This window comes from Cupriavidus sp. WKF15 (assembly GCF_029278605.1).
Taxonomy (GTDB): domain Bacteria; phylum Pseudomonadota; class Gammaproteobacteria; order Burkholderiales; family Burkholderiaceae; genus Cupriavidus.
Window position 1 is genome coordinate 1,384,236 of the sequence record NZ_CP119573.1, and the last position, 21,144, is coordinate 1,405,379.

Consider the following 21,144-nt stretch of genomic DNA (forward strand, 5'->3'; position numbering starts at 1 on the left):
GAGGAGACACATGAAGTGGAATCAAGAAGTGGCAGTCGTACAGTCAATGCGAGGCGTGGCCTGTCAGCGGCGGCGCAGGCAGGGAGTCAGGCGAGTCGGAATAGCGCTGGCTGCTATCGGTATGGGCTTTGGCGGATCCGCCCGCGCAAGCCTGAACTTATATGGCGTGCTCGACGTCGGTTTGAACTATCGATCGGTGGCCGGAGTGGATCCGTCCACGGGGCGCGCCGCTGGTGCGCTGGCACTCGCCTCCGGGAATGAGCTGACCAGTCGCTGGGGTCTCATCGGCCTTGAAGACATTGGCGAGGGGTACAAGATTGCGTTCAAGCTGGAGAGTGGCTTTGCGGCGGACACCGGCGCGGCCAATGCGTCTGTTCCATTTCCTCACGATAATGGATCGCTGTTCGACCGTGGGGCAACCATCGGTGTCGTTGCACCTTGGGGGACAGTGCGCTTAGGGCGCAACTGGTCTTCATTCTTCGATGGCATCTCGGCCGGTGATGCTACGGGGTACATGAACTTCGGGTCGCTCGCGAACGCGACCTTCCAGAATTCATCGAACCTCAAACCGGGCGAAGGGTTTCCCGGTATTGCCTCAGGTATAAACAGCGCTGTCAATGGTGGCCTGATGTACACGTGGGTCAACAAGTCGATCAAGTACATGCTGCCGGATGAGTTCTATGGATTCAGCGGTGGCGTCACCTACGGCCTTGGCGGTACCGCGGGCAGCTTCTCGAACAAGTCCACGTTGACGGCCAACCTGAACTGGACCAATGGAAAAATTGGCTTCGCGTCGGGATACTTCGATGGCAAGGATCCAACAGGGCAGACCAACGATCCCTGGATGCGCGCCTATACCATCGGCGTTACCTATACGTGGGGGGCACTTAAGACCGGGGTGAATTTTGCCAAGTTCAAGAACCCGACCACCGGAGCAGACCAGAATTACTACTACGTCGGAGCTGCCTATCAAGCGACGCCTGCCTGGCGCCTGACCGCCGACTGGCTGCACCTCCAGGACAAGCAGGTCAGTGAAGCCGGTGCAGACCTCTACAAGATCGGGGCTGGCTATGCGTTCTCGAAGCGCACCACCTTGTACGTCGACGTCGCGTACTCAAATAACAAGCCCAAGGGCATGTTGGGTGCGGGGAGTAACACAAGCATCCTCGCCAGCCCTGCGACGATCGGACACAATCAATTGGCGGTGGGCGCCGGTATCCGTACGCTGTTCTAGGTGCCGCCGCAATTCAGCCGAACCTCCCATGGTTTAGCCGGCTGAGCTGTGTATCGGATGCGCCGGAGGATTCCGGCGCATCCGCATCATTAGGAGCCATTTCGCTCCCGGACCGGCAGCGCTGTCTTGTACACCACCCGTCGCAGCGCTAGCGAGGTACTGATATCACTGACGCCTTCAAGGGTCGTCAGTTGCGTCATGACGAATCGCTCGATACCTGCGATATCGGGTGCAACGACACGGAGCATGTAGTCGAAGCTGCCTGTCATCAAATAGCACTCCATCACCTCGTCGAGTTTCGCGATGGCCGCCTCAAAGCGTGCTAGCCGCTCTTCTGTCTTCTTTTCGATTGCCACTTGCACGTATGCGCTGACGGGAAAGCCGGCTTTCTCCTGATTTAGCAGCGTGACATAGCCGTCGATGACTCCCTCTTCCTCAAGTAGCCGGATACGTCGATAGAACGGGGACGGGGAGAGGCCAACTCGCTCCGCCAGTTCATTCGCCCGTACCCGCGCATCGCGCTGAAGTTCGGCAAGGATACGCACATCGATACGGTCAAAACGCATTTGGCACACCTGGAGGTATTTCGGAAAAAAGATCAGCGGATCGTGCTAATTGGAGTCAATTATTTGAGTCAGTTTGGCACATATCAAAGGCGATGGATACCTAGAATTTTCGCACAAGCAATCAGAAGCACGGAGGCAAAGCATGAACCAGCGCGCAAACGAGAACCACTTTCTTACCGATGAAAGCTACCGACTGGAGGATCGCTATCTGCGCGCTTCCGGGCGGGTGTTTCTCACGGGGACACAGGCGCTGGTGCGTATCCTGCTCGAACAGGCCCGAGCCGACCGCGTCGCCGGGTTGCGCACCGGTGGTCTGGTGTCTGGCTATCGTGGATCACCGCTTGGCGGGCTGGATCAAGAGCTGTGGCGACAGCGCAAGATGCTCGCCGAGCACGATATTCGCTTCGAACCCGGATTGAACGAGGATCTGGGGGCAACAATGCTGTGGGGAGCACAGCAGATTGATGCCTTTCCAGGGAAGCGGGTCGAAGGGGTGTTCTCGATGTGGTACGGCAAGGGGCCAGGCGTTGATCGAACCGGTGACGTGTTCCGCAATGCCAATATCCTCGGCACGTCGCGCCACGGTGGCGTACTTGCGGTCGCGGGGGATGATCACGCGGCGCAGTCTTCGATGTTCCCGCACCAGACGGATCACGTGTTCGAGGGGGCGATGATGCCCATCCTGTTCCCGTCCTCCGTGGAGGAGTACATCGAGTTCGGCCTGTTTGGCTACGCACTCTCGCGCTTTTCCGGATTGTGGATCGCGTTCAAGGCAATTACCGAAACGGTGGAGAGTGGCAGGTCGATGACGCTATCTGGCGCAGGCTTGCATGGTGGCTTTGCTGTTCCCACGGATATCCAGATTCCCGAACGAGGTTTCGGTCTCGATATCAACATACGATGGCCGCAGCAGCGCGCCGAACTGGAGCGGCGCCTGATCGAGGAACGGCTGCCCGCAGCGCTTGCCTTTGCCCGTGCCAATCCGATCGATCGCGCGGTGGTACGGCCGGCAAACGCCAGAGTCGGGATCATCACAGTGGGCAAGGCTCATCTCGATGTGATGGCGGCGCTGCGGCGCCTTGATCTGGATACGGCCGCGCTGGAATCCATAGGTATCGGTGTCTATAAGGTCGGCATGTCCTGGCCGTTGGAGGGGCAAGGGGTGGAGCGCTTTTGCGCGGGCATGCGAGCGCTCATCGTGGTGGAAGAAAAGCGCAGTATGGTCGAGCAACAGATCCAGGCGTTGCTGTACAACCACCGGGCGGAAGTCCGTCCCGCGGTGTACGGCAAGCACGGGCCTGACGGTGAAACGTGGTTGCCTGCAACGATGGAGTTTTCTCCCGAGCAGGTAGCAGGTGTCCTTCGCTGGTTCTTCGACGCTCAGGGCGTTGTTGTCGCAGAGGCGCGCGGGACGGACCGTGCCAGCGCCGAAGCGGGTGCCCGTTCACGGGTGATCCCAATCCAGGCGGCCGAGCCGGTCCTGTCGCGCAAGCCGTTCTTCTGCTCCGGCTGCCCGCATAACAGCTCGACGCGCCTGCCAGACGGTTCGTATGCTGCGGCCGGCATCGGATGCCACATCATGGCGCTGGGGCAGCGTGAGCGAACCGCAACCTTCTGTCAGATGGGTGGCGAGGGCGTGCAGTGGGTCGGTCTTTCGAGCTTCTCCACCATGCCACATCTGTTCGTCAACCTGGGCGACGGGACCTACCAGCATTCGGGCAGCCTGGCAATTCGGCAGGCCGTGGCGGCGGGGACCGCCGTGACCTACAAGATCCTCTTCAATGATGCGGTCGCAATGACCGGCGGCCAGCCGACCGAAGGGGGCCTGACGGTATCGAAGGTCGCCGCGCAGCTCATGGCCGAAGGGGTGAGAGAAATCGTGGTGGTCTCGGAGGAACCCGCGCGGTATCACTCGACGGGCGAAATGCCCGCCAGTGTGGCTGTGGTGGAGCGCAGCGAACTTGATACCGTTCAGAAGCGCCTGCGCGAGTACCGCGGCGTTTCCGCCATCATCTATGACCAGACGTGTGCGGCCGAGAAGCGTCGCCGGCGCAAGCGCGGTTCGCTGGCGACGCCCAAACGGCACGTCGCTATCCATCCTGCCGTGTGCGAGGGCTGTGGAGACTGCTCGGCGCGCTCCGGTTGTATTGCCGTCGAGCCGCTGGAGACGGAGCTTGGCCGCAAGCGTGCTGTCAACCAGTCAGCGTGCAACAAGGACATGACCTGCGTGCAAGGCTACTGCCCAAGCTTCGTGACCATCGAGGGGGAGCGGCAAAGCGTAGTGCAATCAGGCACGCTGCAGCGTCTGGAAGCCGAGTGGCAGCTTACGTTGCCACCACCCGCCACGACTTCGCCCGAGTTACTGCAGCATTGTGGGGTACTTGTGGCAGGGATCGGCGGGACCGGGATTGTCACCGTTGGCGCAATCCTCGCCATGGCGGCTCATCTGGAAGGTCGTGGCGCCTCGACGCTCGATTTCACGGGCCTGGCCCAGAAGAATGGGGCGGTTGTCAGCCATATACAGCTGGCCCGGTCGCCTGACCACATTGCCACGGCACGCATCGAGTCGAAGAGCGCCAATCTTTTGCTTGGCTGCGATGCTGTCGTGGCGGCCTCGCCGGATGTGCTGGCAAGGCTTCATCCAGGCTCGGCGCATGCTGTGGTGGAAACCGCAATGACACCGACCGCGGATTTTGTCGGCAATGGCGATATGCAGATTTCCCTGCTGGCGCATCGGCATGCAATCGAACGTGTGCTTGGTGAGGGCAGGGCGGAATTCCATGACTGGAGCGCCGCGGCGCAAACGATATTCGGTGATACTTTTGCGGCTAACCTGATGTTGGTGGGCCATGCCTTTCAACGCGGTTGGCTCCCGGTTTCGGAGATCGCTATCCAGCGTGCCATTGAACTCAATGGCGCTGCTGTCGAGACCAACCGGCGGGCGTTCCTGTGGGGCCGGATTCTGGCCCACGACCAGACGGCGTTGCAGAAGGCGGGGCAAGCTGCCGCTGCGGCAAGCGAGCCATTCACCATCGGCGGATTCGTCAGCGCACGCGCGCAAGACCTTGGTGCCTACCAGAATGCCGCCTATGGGCGGCGGTATGCCGTCCTCGTGGACCGTGTCGCCCGTGCGGAAGGTCATATCGCGGGTACGCCAGGGGCGTTGACGGAAGCCGTCGCACGTAGCTATTTCAAGGTCCTCGCCTACAAGGATGAGTACGAAGTAGCACGTCTTCACACGGACCCTGTGACGTCGCGAGCCCTGCTGCAAGGTTTTGCACCCGGAGCGCAGCGTGTCTTTCATATGGCTCCCCCGATCCTGGCGCGAGCCCGCGGTGCCGATGGAATGCGTCGCAAGATTGCCTTGAAGGGCTGGTTCATCGTGCCGCTGATGCATATGCTGCGGCACGGCAAGGTGCTGCGTGGAACGGTGCTCGATCCTTTTGGCCTGCAGGCCGACCGTCAGCTGGAGCGTAGGCTGATTATCGAGTTCGAGCGCGATGTCGATGCGGTTCTCGAGCGATTGTCACTGAAGACCGTGGATGACGCTGTCGCGCTGGTCCGGCTATACGAGAAGGTCCGGGGATTTGGGCACGTCAAGATCCGTCATTTCGAAGAGGCGAGGCCGGAGTTCGAACGCCTTCGAGAGAAGATCGGGCGCAGTGACGGATGACGCAATCATGCGTGCCGGCTTCGGTCGGCACCATTTCTATGGCACTTACCACTTTTCCCAATGAACGCACACGAAGTTTCAGGCGCGGATCATCATTCCGTGAGCCTTTTTTGCGTGGCCGGTACCACGCCCCACGAGCGCATCACGCTGGTTACGGATGAAAAGACCGGACTACGGGCCATCATTGCCATCCATAGCACAGCGCGCGGTCCGGCCTTCGGAGGATGCCGGTACTGGAACTATGGGTCGGACCTCGCCGCCATGGAAGACGCCTTGCGCCTGTCGCGGGGAATGAGCCTGAAGAATGCAATGGCGGATCTTCCGTTTGGCGGAGGCAAGGCCGTTATCTTGCGCGGAGATGGGCAGCATGAGCGCAAGGCCATGTACCAGGCCTTCGGCCGGGCGGTGCAAGCCCTGGCCGGCAGCTATATCACTGGGGAAGATGTCGGCACATCGGTGTCGGATATGCTTTCGGTGCGCGAAGTCACGCCTTATGCGGCGGGTATTCCGCGCGCAAACGGCTTTGGTGGCAATCCCTCTCCAAAGACTGCCCTGGGGGTATTTGCCGCCATTGAGCGTGGCGCATTGCATGTATTCGGCGCTGGGCATCTGAAGGGCCTTCGCGTCGCGGTGCAGGGTCTTGGCGCAGTAGGCTGGGCGCTGGCCGAGCGCCTTCACCGCTCGGGCTGCAAGCTGGTGGTGGCCGATATTGACGCTACCCGCACCGCCGCGGCAAATCGCGCGTTCGACGCCACCGTCGTTGCGGTGGATGATATCGCCGCGCAGGATGTCGACATCCTGGCACCTTGCGCGCTGGGCGCGACGCTGGATCGGCACAGCATTCCTGCCCTGCGTGCGCGCCTGGTAGCAGGGGCGGCCAACAACCAGTTAGCCACAGATGCCGATGGCGACGCATTGCATGAGCGTGGCATCGCCTATCTGCCCGACTATCTCGTGAACGCGGGCGGAATTATCAGTTGCGTTCGTGAATACGAGGGCGGCTTTGCTGAATCGGATGTGGATGCCGAGGTGCTGCGCATCGCCGACCGGGTAGAGTCGTTGTTCATGCGCGCCCGCCAGACGGGCGAGCCCCTGTCGCGCGCAGCCGACCAGTGGGCGCTGGAGAAACTCGCTGGCGTATCCTGAGCCACTGCTCCTGTGGCGATTCGACAGTCCAATGCCGGATCGCCTATAATTGTGATCACAAATTAGCCCTAAAAGCGCATTCGAGGCGATCGATGCTGTTTTTAGGGCGCTTCTACTATCAGAGATCACAGGAGCATCCATGGACGGGCTGGGCGAACAGGGGCGCCAAGACAAGGGCGGGTTCGACGACGACAGTCCGGCGGTTTCCCGGCTGACCAATGTTGCGCTCCGTGAACGCGCCTATACCGAACTGGCCAACGCGTTGCGAGCAGGGCGTTTTTCGCCGGGGAGCTCGGTGACCATTCGCGGTCTTGCCGCCTTGCTCGGCACCAGCACAATGCCGGTCCGCGAAGCCGTAAGCCGCCTGGTAACCGAGGGCGCGCTGGAACTGCTGCCGAATCGGACGCTGCGTGTCCCGAATGTGTCGGTGGAGCGCCTGGACGATCTCATCGACACGCGTGCCACGCTCGAGGGGCGCGCTGCCTGGCTGGCCGCCGAGCGCATGACGCAGGCAGACTTCTCCCTGATCAAGGCTGCGGCGGAAGACTACAGTCACGCTGTGGACGCTGGCGACGTGCCGGCCGCGGTCGCGGCAAACGAGCAATTGCACTTTACGATCTACCGGGCCTCGCGTTCGGAGTTGCTGGTCTCGCTCATTGAAATGCTCTGGCTGCAGAGCGGGCCCTACATTGCGGCGGTCATGAAGCAGATGCAGTCGACCCGCGAGATCCTGCATGACCGGGGCATCATGCACCACTTCAATATTCTGGCCGCGCTTGCAAAGCGCGATCCGCAAGCCTCCAGCGACGCGGTGCAGTCCGATATCCTCGATGCGGCCAAGTGGTACAAGACGCAGATCTTCGCTGCGGACGGTACGCCGATTCTGGTGCCTGCCGCGGAACGAAAGCGCCGGGGCAGGGCCCCGGCGACAACGGAGTAATACGCTGGAGCTGACAGCGCATGGCAAGCGCCAGTGGCCTCCCGGCCTTCGCGGGCCCTAAAAGGCCTGTTCCGCTTCCTGCAGGTAGGCTCGGCCAAGCTTCACGTATTCATCGGCTGCCCAAGCCAGCTCGGCGACTTCCTCATCGGTCAACGTTCGCACGATACGGCCTGGCGTACCCATGACAAGGCTTCGCGGCGGGATGACTTTTCCGGGAGGAATCAGCGCACCGGCCCCGATCAGGGACTGTTCGCCGATCCGCGCCCCGTCTAGCACCGTGGCCCCGATTCCGATCAAGGACCCATCCGCGATGATGCATCCGTGCAGCCGAGCCTGATGGCCGACGCTTACGCCATCGCCGATGATGACGGGGTGCCCTGGGTCGGCATGCACGACAACGCCGTCCTGGAGGTTGGTCCGGGCGCCGATGGTAATCGGTTCCACGTCCGCACGCAGTACCGCGGAGAACCATACGGAACTGTTCTCTCCCAGTGTCACGGCGCCCACGACAGTCGCATTGTCGGCAAGGAAGCAGGACTTGCCGATCGACGGTATCGATTTGCCAAAACGTACCCGCATCACGCCGCCTTCCGTGTCGAGGCTTCGTTACGCAATCGCGCGGTCGCCGTGCTATCCATTGCGCCGTCGTAACTGACTACCACGGCATAGACGTCACGCGCACGCTCGATGCTTAAGTAACCCTCAGTCACGTCCTTTCGAACCAGCTCGGGGTCTCGGGTATGCGGGTCGCCGTAGCCTCCGCCCCCGCAGGAATAGGACAGGATGGTCTCGCCGTCGCGCAGTGTGACGACGCCGCCGGCCGGCAGGGCTTCGAGGCTGCCGGATACCAGGCGTCGCTGCTGCGCGGAGTTGGCACCGGCGAGACCGCCACGGACGCCCTTGGGGCCGTTAACAGAGCCATCGCTGACGTAGCCAATGTCCATTTCGCAACCGCGCGGGCCGAACTCGACAAACATGCTTCGCGCACCGTTGTAGCGTCCGGCTCCCTCGCTGTCGGGCACAAAGCTGCGAGAGCGAACAAACAGAGGGTGGCGCATTTCATCGAGTTCGACACTGTCCTGGAAGCACAGGCCCGCGTTACCAACGTGTCCGATCGTCTGCCATGCGTCGGCCGTCGGTCCCGCGGCGCCGCCGGTGAAGCCAAGGAACAGCTGGTTGATGAAACGGTGACCCGTAGTGGGGTCGACGCCCGAAATCACACCGATTGCCGGTGGGATCACGGCACCGCATTCCGCCAGTCCGGCGCCATCCGCCATCTCTGCCACGGCGGTCTGCACGGCATTGGCGACGCGGTCGGCCATATTCGTGGTGGCGACGGAACACGAGGTGGGATGCAGCGGGATGCCAACCACGCAGCCTTCGCGCAAGCGAATATCGATACGGCGGAAGGACCCTGAGTTCTTGGGCACGGTGTGCTCGATACTGTTGAAGACGCCGACCATCGCGGCCGTGCGTGCGCACGCTTCGCTGAGATTGAGACCACACGGCAGGCAATCCGGGTTGTCACGCAGATCCACCGTCACCTTGCCATTGACGGCATCGACTTCGATCTCGGCGCGGATTGTTACGCCTTCCTCCGGCATGCCGGGGAATAGCGCGTCATGGGTGCTGGTGCCCGTCCCGCGCCCGGGAGTCAGGGACTGAATGGCGCTGATCATGCGCTGCTCGGAGTAATCCAGGTAATCGACTGCATACTGCTCCAGTCGGTCCCATCCGAGTTCTTCACCCAGCGCCAGCAGTTCGCGCTCTCCAATGCGGGCGGCACCAACCATCGCGAGATAGTCACCCCACCATTGTTCGGGCACGCGAATGCGCATTTTGCACATGCGCACAATATCGTCGATATTGCTGTAGTCCTGCTGCACCTTGACCGCGGGGAAGATCAGGGCTCCCTCATGGTAGATGTCGCGGGCCCCGCCCATATAAGTGGTTGGCTCCGAGTTGCCGCAGTCGGCCTGGTGCGCCTTGGCCACCACCGTGAAGCGGTGAACGCCCTGGTCATCGATCACCGGCACCAGGATTGTGTGGTCGGCCGGGTGAGAGCAGCCGTGATAGGGCGAATTGTGGAGGAACGCATCGCCACGGCGCAGTTCAGGGTGGAACTGCTTCATGGTCGCGCTCATCATGTCCGGACCGCTCAGCACATGGATGGGAAGGCTTTCGGCCGCTGCCAGCAGCTGGCAATCCGCGGTGACGATGCAGCAGGAGAAGTCCCGTGCGATATTGAGCACGCCCGACCGACCACTACGAAGCAGTGTATTGGCCATCTTGCGGGCGACGCCTTCAAGCCGGTTGGTAATCAATGCGAGCTGGACGCCATCCGTGGCGGGACGCTCGATCTGGTCTCGTTGCATGAGTGGCTCCTGATTAATCGCGGCCGGGAAGAATAGAAAGACTGCCGCTTGCCCGGCGCGTGGCGCTCGCCCCAGGGTTCAGCACGACAGTGGTGAATGACGACTCGATGATTGCTGGTCCCTGGACGGTTTCCGAGGAATCGAGTGCTTCGAAGCGGACCACCGCAGTGTCGACATAGCCCGCGCCCTCGAAATAGGCTTTGCGAACGGGGTTTGCGATCGGGCGCGCGATCGAGTTGGCAAGCGTGCCGCCCTCCTGCGTGCGGATGCGGCAGGCAACCGTCGCTCGCCAGCCCACGATCTCGATGGGCGAGTCTGCATCGCGGATCGCAAAGACTTCTTCGTGGGCGCGGTGAAAGCCTTCGACCAGCGCGGCAATATCCGCTTCTGTGTGGAGTCCATCTGGAGGCAGCTGCACCTCAAGTTCCCATACCTGCTCCGGATAGCGTGCCTCTGCCCAGAGTGTTACGGTCTGAGCCAGGGAGCCCTTGCCTGGCCCATCGATGAATTCCTGGCAACGACCCGTGAGGTCGTTCAGGACTTCCCGCACTCCCGTGAAGTCAAAGGCGTCGCTTCGCGTGAAGAAGGTGGCGTGGTAATGAGAGGTCAGGTCGGACATCATGGCGCCGGCAGCGCTCATGGTGGCACCGACTTGCGGAATGACCAGGCGCGGCGAACTCAGGCGACGTGCAATCAGTACGGAATTCAGTCCGGCCGCGCCACCGCCGCCGATGAGGACGGCCTCGCTTGGGTCGATGCCCTGGTTGATGGTGATGTCGCAGATGGCCTGAACCATGTTCTCGGTGGCAATGCTGATGATCGAGGCCGCGGCTGCTTCCACGGACATAGCCAGCGGAGTGGCGATATGGGCCTGAATTGCCTCACGCGCAGCGACGGCGTCCAGTTTCATGGTGCCGCCGAGGAAGAAGTCGGGGTCGATATAGCCCAACGCGAGCGAGGCGTCCGTGACAGTCGGGAACGTTCCGCCTCGGCCATAGCAAACGGGCCCTGGCACCGCGCCGGCACTGCTAGGGCCAACGTGGAGCATGCCGCCACTGTCTACCCAGGCGATGGAGCCACCCCCTGCACCCACGCTTTTCACGTCCACCGAAGGGAAGCCGGTCATGACGCCGCGGTAGGGCGCGCCGATCCAGGTTTCCTGGGACCACGGCACGCGGCCGCGGCGCACCAGGCTGACATCGTAGGTCGTGCCGCCGGTGTCGGCCACGATTGCCGTTCCTGTGTCTTCGTCGGCCCGCGCGAAGTAGCGGCCGGAAACGGGGGCCATCGAAGGGCCGGAATTGATGAGATGAATGGGGGCGTCCGCGACATGGTCTGCATCCATGACGCCGCCCTGCGAGGTGACCACCACGACGCGTCCCGGGAAGCCCGCTGACTTGAGCCGATCCACCAGCGTATGCATGTAGGCCCGCATCATCGGCTTCAGGGAAGCATCGATGCAGCTGGACGAGGTCCGACGGAATTCTCGCGGAATCGGGTTGAGGCGGTGCGACAGCGTAAACGGCACGCCGGGAAGGTGGGTTTGAATTAACTCCGCGATCCGCAGCTCGTGTGCAGGATTCACGATCGACCACAGAAGGCATACCGCAACGGCCTCGATCCCCGCGCGTCGCATCTCATCCAGGGACCGGATGAGGGCGGCCTCGTCCAGTGGCTCCAGCTCGGTTCCGTCAGCCAGGATGCGGCCAGGGACTTCCCAGGTGAGTGCCCTTGGCACAAAGGGATCGGGGTACGCCACCGTGAAGTTGAACGGCTCCAGGCGCCCTCCCTCCCGCAAGGTAAGGATATCGCGGTGGCCAGACGGCACGATCAAGGCCGTACGCGCCGTGTTGCCAGTGATGATGGCGTTGATCGCGTGAGTGGTCCCGTAGATGAACATCTCGCCGAGCGACAACATGGTGTCGCGCGCAAGCCCAAGGCCGTCGGCGGCGACCTGCAGGGCATCCAGGACTCCGCTGATTGGATCCGACGGAGTCGTGGGCGACTTGAACATATGCAAGTTACCGACCTCATCTTCAACGATGAGGTCGGTAAAGGTACCGCCTGTGTCTACTGCAAAACGCATGAACTGTCTCCTGTGAGCCAACCCGGTGGGGCGTCGCATCATGACGCCGTCAGCGAGGGCAGTATATTTACCGATGTTTGTGATCACAAGAATATTGAGCGCAAAATAGGATAAATACGGGTAAACCACTACTTTACGGCTGGTTACGCCGAGTAATTTCGGTGCCAATGAAAAATATGTTTGATTTGTGATCACAAAAGAGCTACCTTTGCCCCTGATGCAGAACCCCGCCCGAAAGGCGGTCGACGAGTTCAGAACAGAGGAGCAGGAAATGCACGACACAACGAAAGTCGCCATCGTCACCGGCGGTTCACAAGGGATTGGCGAAGCCGCCGCAACGAAGCTCGCGGCCGAGGGCTTCCGCGTCGCCGTAGTTGCCAGCGCGGACCGGGCGAAGGCCGGCAGGGTCGCGCAAGCCATCCATGCCAAAGGGGGCGATGCGGCGGGTTTTGCATGCGACGTCCGTAATCCCGACGCGGCCCGCCGGCTTATCGCGGAGGTTCACGACGCGTTCGGCCGTATCGACGTCCTGGTGAATGCTGCGGGAATCTTCAAGCCGACACCGGCTGGCAGTTCCGACGCCACGCATGTCAACCAGATGATTGATACGAACCTGAAGGGCACATGGAACACCATTGACGCGGTGGTGCCGGTGCTGAGGGCCAATGGTGGAGGGCGAATCGTCAATGTGGCGTCGGTCGCCGGGCTGACCGGCTTTGGCTCCTATGCGATCTATTGCGCGACGAAGGCCGGCATCATCCTCGCGACGCGTGCCCTGGCCTGCGAACTGGGCCGTGAAAACATCAACGTCAATTGCGTGGCGCCCGGCAATACGGCCACCGCCATGAACGACGACATTCGCAATGAGGCTGCCATGCAGGGGCTGCGTGATTTCATGGCGGCACGTACGCCCAGCACGCGAACGTTCTCCGAGCCCGAGGACATCGCAGGCGCCATCGCGTTCCTAGCCTCCGACGCCGCGCGCGCCATGCATGGCAGTTGCCTGTTGATGGACGAGGGCATATCCGCCGGGCTGTGAAAGCGTGACCGGGTGTTCGAATCAACGATAAGAAGGCATTTCCAAGATGAAAGAAAGAGTCCTGGTGACGGGTGGCGCCGATAGTGTCGGCCGCGTTATTGCGGAGCAGTTCCGCGCTGGCGGCGCGCTGGTGCATATCTGCGACGTACGTGCCGACGCGCTGGCCGAGACCCTGCGCGCCAACCCCGGCATGACCGGAACGGTCGCCAATGTGGGTAAGCCCGATGACGTTGGCAGAGTCGTGCGGGAGGCCGAGCGCCAATTTGGCGACATCTCGGTCCTCGTGAACAACGTCGGCATCGCGGGCCCTCGAGCGGCGATCGAAGATATCCCCGACGAGGCATGGCGAGAGACACTCGACGTCAATGTTGGCGCGATGTTCCAGTTCATGAAGCGTGTCGTCCCAGCCATGAAGCGGCACCGTCATGGCGCAATCATCAATTTCTCGACCGGGTCCACGCGCACCCGCCTGCCAATGCGCACGCCCTATGTGGTGTCAAAAGCCGCAGTCGAGTCGCTCACCTTGAATGCAGCCCGCGAGCTGGGTCCGTTCAATGTTCGTTGCAACGCGATCCTGCCGGGCATGATCGATAACGACAGGATGCGGCGAATCGTCGCCAACATCGCGCAGGAATCGGGGCGCGCCGCCGAAGAGGTGGAATCGGACTACCTGAAGTACATATCGTTGCGCAGCAAGGTTCAGCCAGAAGACCTTGCGCAGACCGTTCTCTTTCTCGCGTCGGATGCCGCGGCGAAGATTACCGGCGAGCTACTGGCCGTCAGCGGAAACGTCGAGTGGGAGATCTGACAATGTCACGCAAAGTTATCCTTACCTGTGCCGTAACAGGAAACGCTCCGTTTAATCCCAAGCATCCTTCGATGCCGATTACGCCGGCACAGATTGCTGATGCCTGCGTGGAGGCGGCGAAGGCCGGTGCATCTGTCGCGCACATTCACGTGCGCGACCCCAAGACGGGCGGAGGCAGCCGCGATCCATTGCTATTCAAGGAGGTGGTCGACCGGGTACGCTCTTCGGGTACGGACATCGTGCTGAATCTCACTTGTGGCTTGGGTGCGTTCCTGCTGCCGGATCCCGAAGACGAATCGAAGGCGCTACCGGAAAGTGACGTCATCCCCGTGGCTGAGCGGGTCAGGCATCTCGAAGATTGTTTGCCGGAAATTGCCTCACTCGATATTACGACTGGAAACCAGGTGGAAGGCAAACTCGAGTTTGTCTACCTGAATACCACTCGAACCCTGCGTGCGATGGCTCGGCGTTTCCAGGAGCTCGGCGTCAAGCCGGAGTTGGAGGTATTCAGTCCCGGAGACATTCTGTTTGGCAAATCGCTAATCGAAGAGGGCCTGATTGACGGAGTGCCCCTCTTCCAGATGGTACTGGGCGTCTTGTGGGGGGCGCCCGCGAGCACGGAGACAATGCTTTATCAACGCAACCTCATTCCACCGAATGCCCAATGGGCCGCGTTCGGTATTGGACGAGACCAAATGCCCATGATGGCGCAGGCAGCCTTGCTTGGCGGCAATGTGCGTGTTGGCTTGGAGGACAATCTGTACCTGAGCCGTGGCGTCTTTGCCACCAACGGCCAGCTTGTCGAGCGTGCTCGCAACGTGATTGAGCACCTGGGCATGTCCGTGGCCACGCCGGCCGAAGCCCGTGACATCATGGGCTTGTCTCGACCCGCCTAGCGGGCTAAGGGGCAGGGGTCGTACAACGACCCCTGCGCCCCAAGCGTCATGCCATTCCCCTGCGCGCAGAGCGAATGGCATCGCATATCACTCATCCTCGCGCATTCAGTAGACGCAGAATCTCTTCATGCACGCGAGCGTCGCCACATGCGACCACTGCACCGCCATTCTGAGGGTCGTCGCCCGTCCAACTCGTCATGACGCCGCCGGCACCCTCGATGATTGGGATCAGGGCCTGCACGTCATAAGGCTGTAGTCCCGCCTCGACCACGGCGTCGATCTGGCCTGCGGCGACCATGCAATATCCGTAACAATCCCCGCCGTATCGCTGCATTCGCGCGGAACGTGCCACACGCTGGAAAGCTTCCCATTGTTCACCCGCTTCAAACATGTCGGGAGTCGTGCAGAGCAGCTTGGCGTCTGACAGGGCTTTGCAAGGCTGAACCCTTAATAGCTTGCCATTGAGCCAGGCGTGGTTGCCGTCACCGGAGAAGCGCTCGCGCGTGAACGGCTGATCCATGACCCCGAGTACCGGGTGCTGGCCATCGTTGAGCGCAATCAGCGTTCCCCAAAGTGGCAGTCCTGTGATAAACGCACGTGTCCCGTCAATGGGATCCAGTACCCACGTGAACGGCTCGGTCCCGACAATTCGCTGCTCCTCTTCGCCGAGAATGCCGTGGGTGGGATAGGTACTCCGGATCAGCTCGCGCATGGCCCGCTCGGCTTCCCGGTCGGCCACGGTAACGGGATCAAAGCGTGTGGCGCCTTTGTCCACCACATCGATCACTGCACGAAAATAGGCGAGTGTGACAGCGCTTGCTGCATCGGCCATGCGACCGGCAAAGGTGAGAAATTCGGCTTGCTGATCTGCGTGCAGTGGCATAGTGAATTAAAGCATGATTCATAGAGAAATCGTGCTCGCTATTGTAGCCCTCTCGTGTCGCAGCTGATCGACTGCGCGGCGCAGGCGCCGAACCCTCAATGCCCTTCGTCTGAATCTCCCAGCATTCTGCGATTGACTGGCCGCATCAATCTTTCACAATGCGCTACTTGAGTGTGAACGGCAGCGCTCTTTAGACTGGTCGGGCTCCTGAAACAGCAGGGGTCGGGTGTGAGAGCCCGGTTCACGTCGAGGCGAATGATGGCTCGCGCCATCATTCGTCCTCCCGATGCGCTTGTGCACGCAATGACTTTACGGCGGGCCGGGCGGGGCCAGCTTCGGCTGGACCGGTTTCCATGAACCCCGGCTCTCACCCCCGCTGTCAGGCCCGCCACCTCACGTAAGAATGAGTGGCGCCCTCTTGTTCATACGTTATGGAGGTCGAGTGCCGGCCTTATCCTTGGCCCTTCAATAACTTCTTCAGCCCGAGATAGACCGCCCGCCTTTCATCCGGCTCCAACTGCCGGATCACGTCGGCCTGCCCGCGCCGCGCCAGCGGCATGACCTCGTCATGCAGCGCGATCCCGGCCTCCGTCACGCTGCAGATGAGCTTCTTGCGCGGGGTGTTCCCCTCCGTCTCCAGCAGGACAAGCCCCCGTTCCTCCAGTAGCCGCAGCGTGCGGCTGACCAGCGCCTTGTCCGACGTGGACTGGATCACCAGTTCCGAGAAGGGCAGCTGCTTCGCATGCGCGAGCAGCGCCAGGATGCGCCATTCCGGAACGGTCAGCCCGAACTGTTCGGCATAGGGCTGGGTCACCGTGCTGCGCAGCCTCGTGATGAGCTGGCTCAGCATGGTGGTCAGGAAGTTGTCCACCGTCAGGCCGCTGCCGGCCTCGTCCAGGTTCGTCCAGGGAGTGTCTTCCGTGCTGGGCGCCGACTGGCCTGTTGCAGGCCCGGTGCTTCGGGTCATCGCGTTCTTTCCGGTTGAGACGTATTCAGCACGTATATCGGGCCGAGAAGGCGCGAAAGCGGCGTGCAGGGCGCCAGATTGTCTCACAGGCGAAGGCTTTGCCCCTCAAAGGCAAAAGTGTGAACGGAAAACATATCAGTCAATTTGTCAATTGGGAATAAACGTAAGTTGAGTAGTCAATATGCGCGCCCTACGATGGTGGTTGTGTTCCTGCAGTGAACATGCGTTTTACCAATAAAACATACGCAGATATGTTTTCCATCGAGCCAACCCTGTCTTCGCGTTGAGCACAACCGACCCGCCTCCCGCCGCGAAGCGCCCCCACAGGAGCTGTTGATGAAACGAGACCGCCGACTTTTCCTTGCCGCCACTGCCATGGCGGCGCTGGCGCTTGCCGCGGGCAGCGCGGCCGCTGCCGCTGCCTATCCGACCAAGACCGTGACCATGGTGGTCGCCTATCCGCCGGGCGGCGACACGGATGCCATGGCGCGCCTGTATGCCGACAAGCTGTCGGCGCGCCTCAAGCAGCCCGTGATCGTGGAGAACCGCCCCGGCGCCGCGGGCGTGGTCGGTACCGCCTTCGTCAGCCGCGCGCAGCCGGATGGCTACACGCTGCTCTATACGCCGAACCCGTTCACGCTCGCGCCGATGGTGCTCAAGCTAGCGCCGGCAGCCAGCTATGACCCGCTGCACAGCTTCACGCCCGTGATTCAGACCGCGGTGCAGGCGGTGCTGCTGGTGGCCAACCCGGCGGCCGGCGTCAAGACGGTCCCGGAGATGATCGCCGCGGCGAAGGCGGGCAAGAGCTTCACCTATGCCAGCCCGGGCGCCGGCTCGCCGATGCACATTGCCGGCGAGATGCTGAACCGCGCCGCGGGCGTGAAGATCCAGCACGTGCCATACAAGGGCGTGGCGCCGGCCGTCAACGACGTGGTGGCCGGTCACGTGAACTTTGCCTACGTCACGCTGGGCCCGGTCGCGCAGTACATCAACACGGGCAAACTGATCGCCCTGGCCATCACCGATGCGAAGCGCTCCGCGCTGCTGCCGAACGTGCCGACACTGGCCGAACTTGGCTACAAGGACGTGGTGGTCGGCGCATGGCACGGCGTGATGGCGCCCAAGGGCACGCCCGCCGAGGTGGTGAAGGTCCTCAACGAGCAGCTCAACGAGGTGATCAGGCTGCCGGACGTCGCCGAGAAGATGGCCACGTTCGGCGCTTTGCCGATCGGCGGCACGCCCGCGGCGCTCGAAAAGGTCAACGCTTCCGACTACGAGCGCCTTGGCAAGGTCATCCGCGACATGGGCATTTCCGCGGAATGACGCAGCACCCAGCAGATCGATGCAATACCAGACGCAGGAGGCGGGCATGAGCCAGTCCATCGTGGGAGCGTCCACGCCGCAGGTGACCGCGCGGGAGAAGGTCATGGGACGCGCGCAATATGCCGGCGACATCAAGCTGCCCGGCATGCTGCACGCGAAGGTGCTGCGCAGCCCGCACCCGCATGCGCGCATCGCCGCCATCGACACCTCGGCGGCGAAGGCGCTGCCCGGTGTCAAGCTGGTGGTGACCGGGCGCGATACGCCCACGCGCCTGTGGGGGCCGCACCGCAAGGAGCAGCGCATCCTGGCCGCCGGCATGGTGCGCCACGTCGGCGAGGAAGTCGCGGCCGTGGTGGCGGTGAGCGAGGAAATCGCCCGCGATGCGCTGGACCTGATACGCGTCGAGTACGAGCCGTTGCCGGCGCTGCTGAGCCCCGAGGCCGCTTTGGCCGACGGGGCGCCGGAGATCCATGCCGGCACGCGCAATATCGGCCATGAGATGCATATCGAGCGCGGCGACGTGGAAGCCGGCTTTGCCGAGGCCGCTGCGGTGTACGAGGCGACCTACGACATGCACTCGCAGTATCCGGGCTACCTGGAGCCGATGGCGTCCGTCGCGGCGCAGGATGGCAACGGGCGGCTGACGGTGTATGCGTCGACGCAGTCGGTGTTCCTCGCGCGCAGCCGCATGGCCGAGGCGCTCGATCGTCCGGCATCGACCATCCGCGTGGTGCAGGCCACCACGGGCGGGGGCTTTGGCGCCAAGATCGTCGAGGAGAACAACAGCCTGATCTGCGCATTCCTGGCGACCAGGCTCGATCGCCCGGTGCGGCTCGTCAACAACCGCCTTGAAGATTTCCAGGGCGCGCGCGCGAGTGTGCCCGCGAAGGTCTGGTTGCGCATGGGCCTGTCGGCGCACGGCATGATCGTGGCCAAGGACGTGCGCATCACGGCCGAGTGCGGCGCCTTTTCCGGTCTGGCCGGCGATGTCATGCACGTCAGCGCGATGCGCAGCGACAATATGCACCGCATCACCAACGTGCGCGCGCACGCGGTGCTGGCCTATACCAACAACCCGCCGCGCGGCGCCTTCCGCGGCTTTGGCGGGCAGCAGATGCAGTTCCCGCTGAACTGCCACCTGACGGTGCTGGCCGAGATGATCGGCATGGATCCGATCGAGGTGCACAAGCGCAATGCCATCGGCCGTGGCGAGACCAGCGTGCATGGCTGGCAGATCGGCAGCACGGGCATGCAGGAGTGCCTGGAGATGACGCGCCAGGCGATCGGCTGGGACGCCAAGCGCGCCGCGCCGCGCGGCACCGGCATGCGCCGGCGCGGCGTGGGCATTGCGGCGGCGATGCACGTCAGCGGCAACCGCACGCTTGGCAACTGGGACGGCTCGACCATCCTGCTCAAGCTCAATGAAGACGGCCGCGTGATGCTGCAGACCAGCGAATGCGACATGGGGCAGGGCGCCAACACCATGCTCAGCCAGATCTGCGCCCAGGAGATGGGGATCCCGCTGTCGCACGTGACCGTGACGGCGCCCGATACCGATACCTCGCCGTTCTGCCTGGGCTCGCTGGCCTCGCGCGTGACCATCATCTCGGGCAATGCCGTGCTGCGCGCCGCGCGCGAAGCGAAGCAGAAGGTGCTGGCGCTGGCGGCGGAGAAATTCGGCGTGGACGCGGACAGCCTGTCGTATGCCGATGGCCGCATCAGCGTGCCGGGCCAGGCGGACAAGTCGGCAACGCTGGCCGAGATCGCTCGGCTGCATATCTTCCGCCACGGCGGCGAGGGCATCCATGTGCGCGCTACCTATGACGCGCCCACCGTGATGCATGACGCCAACTACTACGGCAATGTCGCGCCCGCCTATTCGTTCGCGGCGCAGGCGGTGGAGGTCGAGGTCGATACCTGCACGGGCCGCGTGACCGTGATCGACAGCTTTGTTGCCGACGACTGCGGCAAGGCGATCAACCCGCTCGCGGTGCATGGCCAGACCCACGGCGCGACGGTGCAGGCGATCGGCTGGACGCTCTACGAACACTTGCGCTACGAAGACGGCCGCCTGCAGAACGGCAACTTTGCCGACTACACCATGGCCACGGCCGATGCGCTGCCGATGCTGCGCACCGACCTGGTGGAGTCCAACGATCCCAATGGCCCGTTCGGTGCCAAGGGCGCAAGCGAAACCGCGATCCTGCCCGGCGCGGCGGCGATTGCCAACGCGGTGCATCACGCCATTGGCGTGCGTATCCACTCGCTGCCGATCACGCCGGAGAAGGTGCTGGCGGCGCTGCGCGAGCGCAATGAGACGGAGAAGGAGGCCGCCCATGCGTGATTTCGAATTCCTGGAGCCGGCCACGGTCGGTGAGGCGAGCCGCATGCTGGTGGACCTCGGCGACAACTGCCGCGCCTACGCGGGCGGCACCGCATTGATACTCGGCATGCGTCAGCGCATGTTGACGCCGAGCCATGTGGTCTACCTCGGCAAGCTGGATGCGCTGCGCGGCATCGCGTTCGACCCGCGTCAGGGCCTGCGCGTCGGCGCGCTGAGCTTGCATGCCGAGGTGGCGCGCTCGCCCGTCGTGCAGGCGCACTATCCAATGCTGGCCAGCATGGCCGCGCGCGTGGCCAATCCGCAGGTGCGCAACCAGGGCACCATCGGCGGCAACCTTTGCTATGCCGATCCGGCCACCGATCCGCCGGGCTGCCTGATGGCCCTTGGTGCGCAGGTCGTGCTGAGCGGTCCGGGTGGAGAGCGCGTGCTGGCGATCGAAGATTTTCTCGTCGACTACTACGTCACGGCCCTGATGCCGGGTGAGATCGTTACCGAGATCCGGTTGCCGGCGCCGGCAGCGGGTGCGGACGGGCGCTACGCGCGGTTCCTGCGTACAGCGGCCGAGCACCGCCCGCTCGCCAGCGTGGCGCTGTCGGTACGCCGCGAGGGCGATTTCTGCGTGGAGGCCCGGCTGGCCGTCGGCGCTTCCACGCCGATCCCGGCCCGCCTGCATCGTGCCGAAGCGCTGCTGATCGGCCAGGCCGTGACGGCGGAACTCGCGGCCGAGGCCGCGGAGATCGTGGCCGCCGACATCAACGCGGTATCGGACATGCGCGGTTCGGCGGACTTCCGCCGCCACATCGTGCGCACGGTCGCACGCCGCACCATCGCCGAGCTGTTCGGCGTGGCCGCGGACTGAGGAGT

General features: G+C 62.9%; 16 protein-coding genes. 10 read left to right on the forward strand and 6 right to left on the reverse strand.

From position 1 onward, the window contains the following. Positions 1-10 precede the first annotated feature (10 nt). Entirely contained in the window at positions 11-1,234 is a 1,224-nt protein-coding gene (locus tag CupriaWKF_RS23715) for a porin (protein WP_276100904.1), read from the forward strand. 89 nt (positions 1,235-1,323) lie between these two features. Here CupriaWKF_RS23715 and CupriaWKF_RS23720 read toward each other — a convergent pair whose 3' ends face one another. Then, entirely contained in the window at positions 1,324-1,800 is a 477-nt protein-coding gene (locus CupriaWKF_RS23720) for an Lrp/AsnC family transcriptional regulator (RefSeq protein ID WP_276100905.1), read from the reverse strand. Between the two features lie 142 nt (positions 1,801-1,942). Here CupriaWKF_RS23720 and CupriaWKF_RS23725 point away from each other — a divergent pair, with 142 nt between their 5' ends. From CupriaWKF_RS23725 to CupriaWKF_RS23735, 3 genes are all read left to right on the forward strand, one after another. Continuing rightward, the gene (locus CupriaWKF_RS23725; protein WP_276100906.1) at positions 1,943-5,473 is read left to right on the forward strand and encodes an indolepyruvate ferredoxin oxidoreductase family protein; all 3,531 of its coding nucleotides are present in this window, start codon (positions 1,943-1,945) and stop codon (positions 5,471-5,473) included. Positions 5,474-5,533: 60 nt separating this feature from the next. Then, entirely contained in the window at positions 5,534-6,619 is a 1,086-nt protein-coding gene (locus CupriaWKF_RS23730) for a Glu/Leu/Phe/Val dehydrogenase dimerization domain-containing protein (RefSeq protein WP_276100907.1), read from the forward strand. A 139-nt stretch (positions 6,620-6,758) separates the two neighbouring features. Next, the gene (locus CupriaWKF_RS23735; RefSeq protein WP_276100908.1) at positions 6,759-7,559 is read left to right on the forward strand and encodes a GntR family transcriptional regulator; all 801 of its coding nucleotides are present in this window, start codon (positions 6,759-6,761) and stop codon (positions 7,557-7,559) included. 57 nt (positions 7,560-7,616) lie between these two features. Here CupriaWKF_RS23735 and CupriaWKF_RS23740 read toward each other — a convergent pair whose 3' ends face one another. Genes CupriaWKF_RS23740 through CupriaWKF_RS23750 form a run of 3 tightly spaced genes read right to left on the reverse strand, consistent with a single transcriptional unit; the run spans position 7,617 to position 12,020 of the window. Beyond that, positions 7,617-8,138, reverse strand: a complete 522-nt coding sequence (locus tag CupriaWKF_RS23740; RefSeq protein WP_276103182.1) for a gamma carbonic anhydrase family protein — start codon at positions 8,136-8,138, stop codon at positions 7,617-7,619. Next, complete coding sequence (locus CupriaWKF_RS23745; RefSeq protein WP_276100909.1) at positions 8,138-9,934, reverse strand: hydantoinase B/oxoprolinase family protein; 1,797 nt, start codon at positions 9,932-9,934, stop codon at positions 8,138-8,140. Before CupriaWKF_RS23745 ends, CupriaWKF_RS23740 begins: the two co-directional genes overlap by 1 nt. A 13-nt stretch (positions 9,935-9,947) precedes the next feature. Continuing rightward, entirely contained in the window at positions 9,948-12,020 is a 2,073-nt protein-coding gene (locus tag CupriaWKF_RS23750) for a hydantoinase/oxoprolinase family protein (protein WP_276100910.1), read from the reverse strand. 217 nt (positions 12,021-12,237) lie between these two features. Here CupriaWKF_RS23750 and CupriaWKF_RS23755 point away from each other — a divergent pair, with 217 nt between their 5' ends. From CupriaWKF_RS23755 to CupriaWKF_RS23765, 3 genes are all read left to right on the forward strand, one after another. Then, positions 12,238-13,059: an SDR family NAD(P)-dependent oxidoreductase gene (locus CupriaWKF_RS23755; protein WP_276100911.1), complete on the forward strand. Its 822-nt coding sequence runs from the start codon at positions 12,238-12,240 to the stop codon at positions 13,057-13,059. Between the two features lie 64 nt (positions 13,060-13,123). Next, a complete protein-coding gene (locus CupriaWKF_RS23760; RefSeq protein ID WP_276100912.1) occupies positions 13,124-13,867 on the forward strand; it encodes an SDR family oxidoreductase in 744 nt (247 codons plus the stop codon). 2 nt (positions 13,868-13,869) lie between these two features. Further along, positions 13,870-14,763, forward strand: a complete 894-nt coding sequence (locus CupriaWKF_RS23765) for a 3-keto-5-aminohexanoate cleavage protein (protein WP_276100913.1) — start codon at positions 13,870-13,872, stop codon at positions 14,761-14,763. 91 nt (positions 14,764-14,854) lie between these two features. Here CupriaWKF_RS23765 and hisN read toward each other — a convergent pair whose 3' ends face one another. Beyond that, positions 14,855-15,646, reverse strand: coding sequence for a histidinol-phosphatase (hisN, locus tag CupriaWKF_RS23770; RefSeq protein WP_276100914.1), 792 nt, complete (start codon positions 15,644-15,646; stop codon positions 14,855-14,857). Positions 15,647-16,097: 451 nt separating this feature from the next. Further along, on the reverse strand, positions 16,098-16,613 hold the full coding sequence (locus CupriaWKF_RS23775) for a MarR family transcriptional regulator (RefSeq protein ID WP_276100915.1): 516 nt from the start codon (positions 16,611-16,613) through the stop codon (positions 16,098-16,100). Between the two features lie 336 nt (positions 16,614-16,949). On the opposite strand from CupriaWKF_RS23775, the gene CupriaWKF_RS23780 reads away from it, so the two are divergent. Genes CupriaWKF_RS23780 through CupriaWKF_RS23790 form a run of 3 tightly spaced genes read left to right on the forward strand, consistent with a single transcriptional unit; the run spans position 16,950 to position 21,139 of the window. Further along, positions 16,950-17,936, forward strand: coding sequence for a tripartite tricarboxylate transporter substrate binding protein (locus CupriaWKF_RS23780; RefSeq protein WP_276100916.1), 987 nt, complete (start codon positions 16,950-16,952; stop codon positions 17,934-17,936). Between the two features lie 46 nt (positions 17,937-17,982). Next, positions 17,983-20,280: a xanthine dehydrogenase family protein molybdopterin-binding subunit gene (locus tag CupriaWKF_RS23785; protein WP_276100917.1), complete on the forward strand. Its 2,298-nt coding sequence runs from the start codon at positions 17,983-17,985 to the stop codon at positions 20,278-20,280. Beyond that, positions 20,273-21,139, forward strand: coding sequence for a xanthine dehydrogenase family protein subunit M (locus CupriaWKF_RS23790; protein ID WP_276100918.1), 867 nt, complete (start codon positions 20,273-20,275; stop codon positions 21,137-21,139). The genes CupriaWKF_RS23785 and CupriaWKF_RS23790 overlap by 8 nt, the downstream gene beginning before the upstream one ends. The last annotated feature ends 5 nt before the right edge of the window (positions 21,140-21,144 follow it).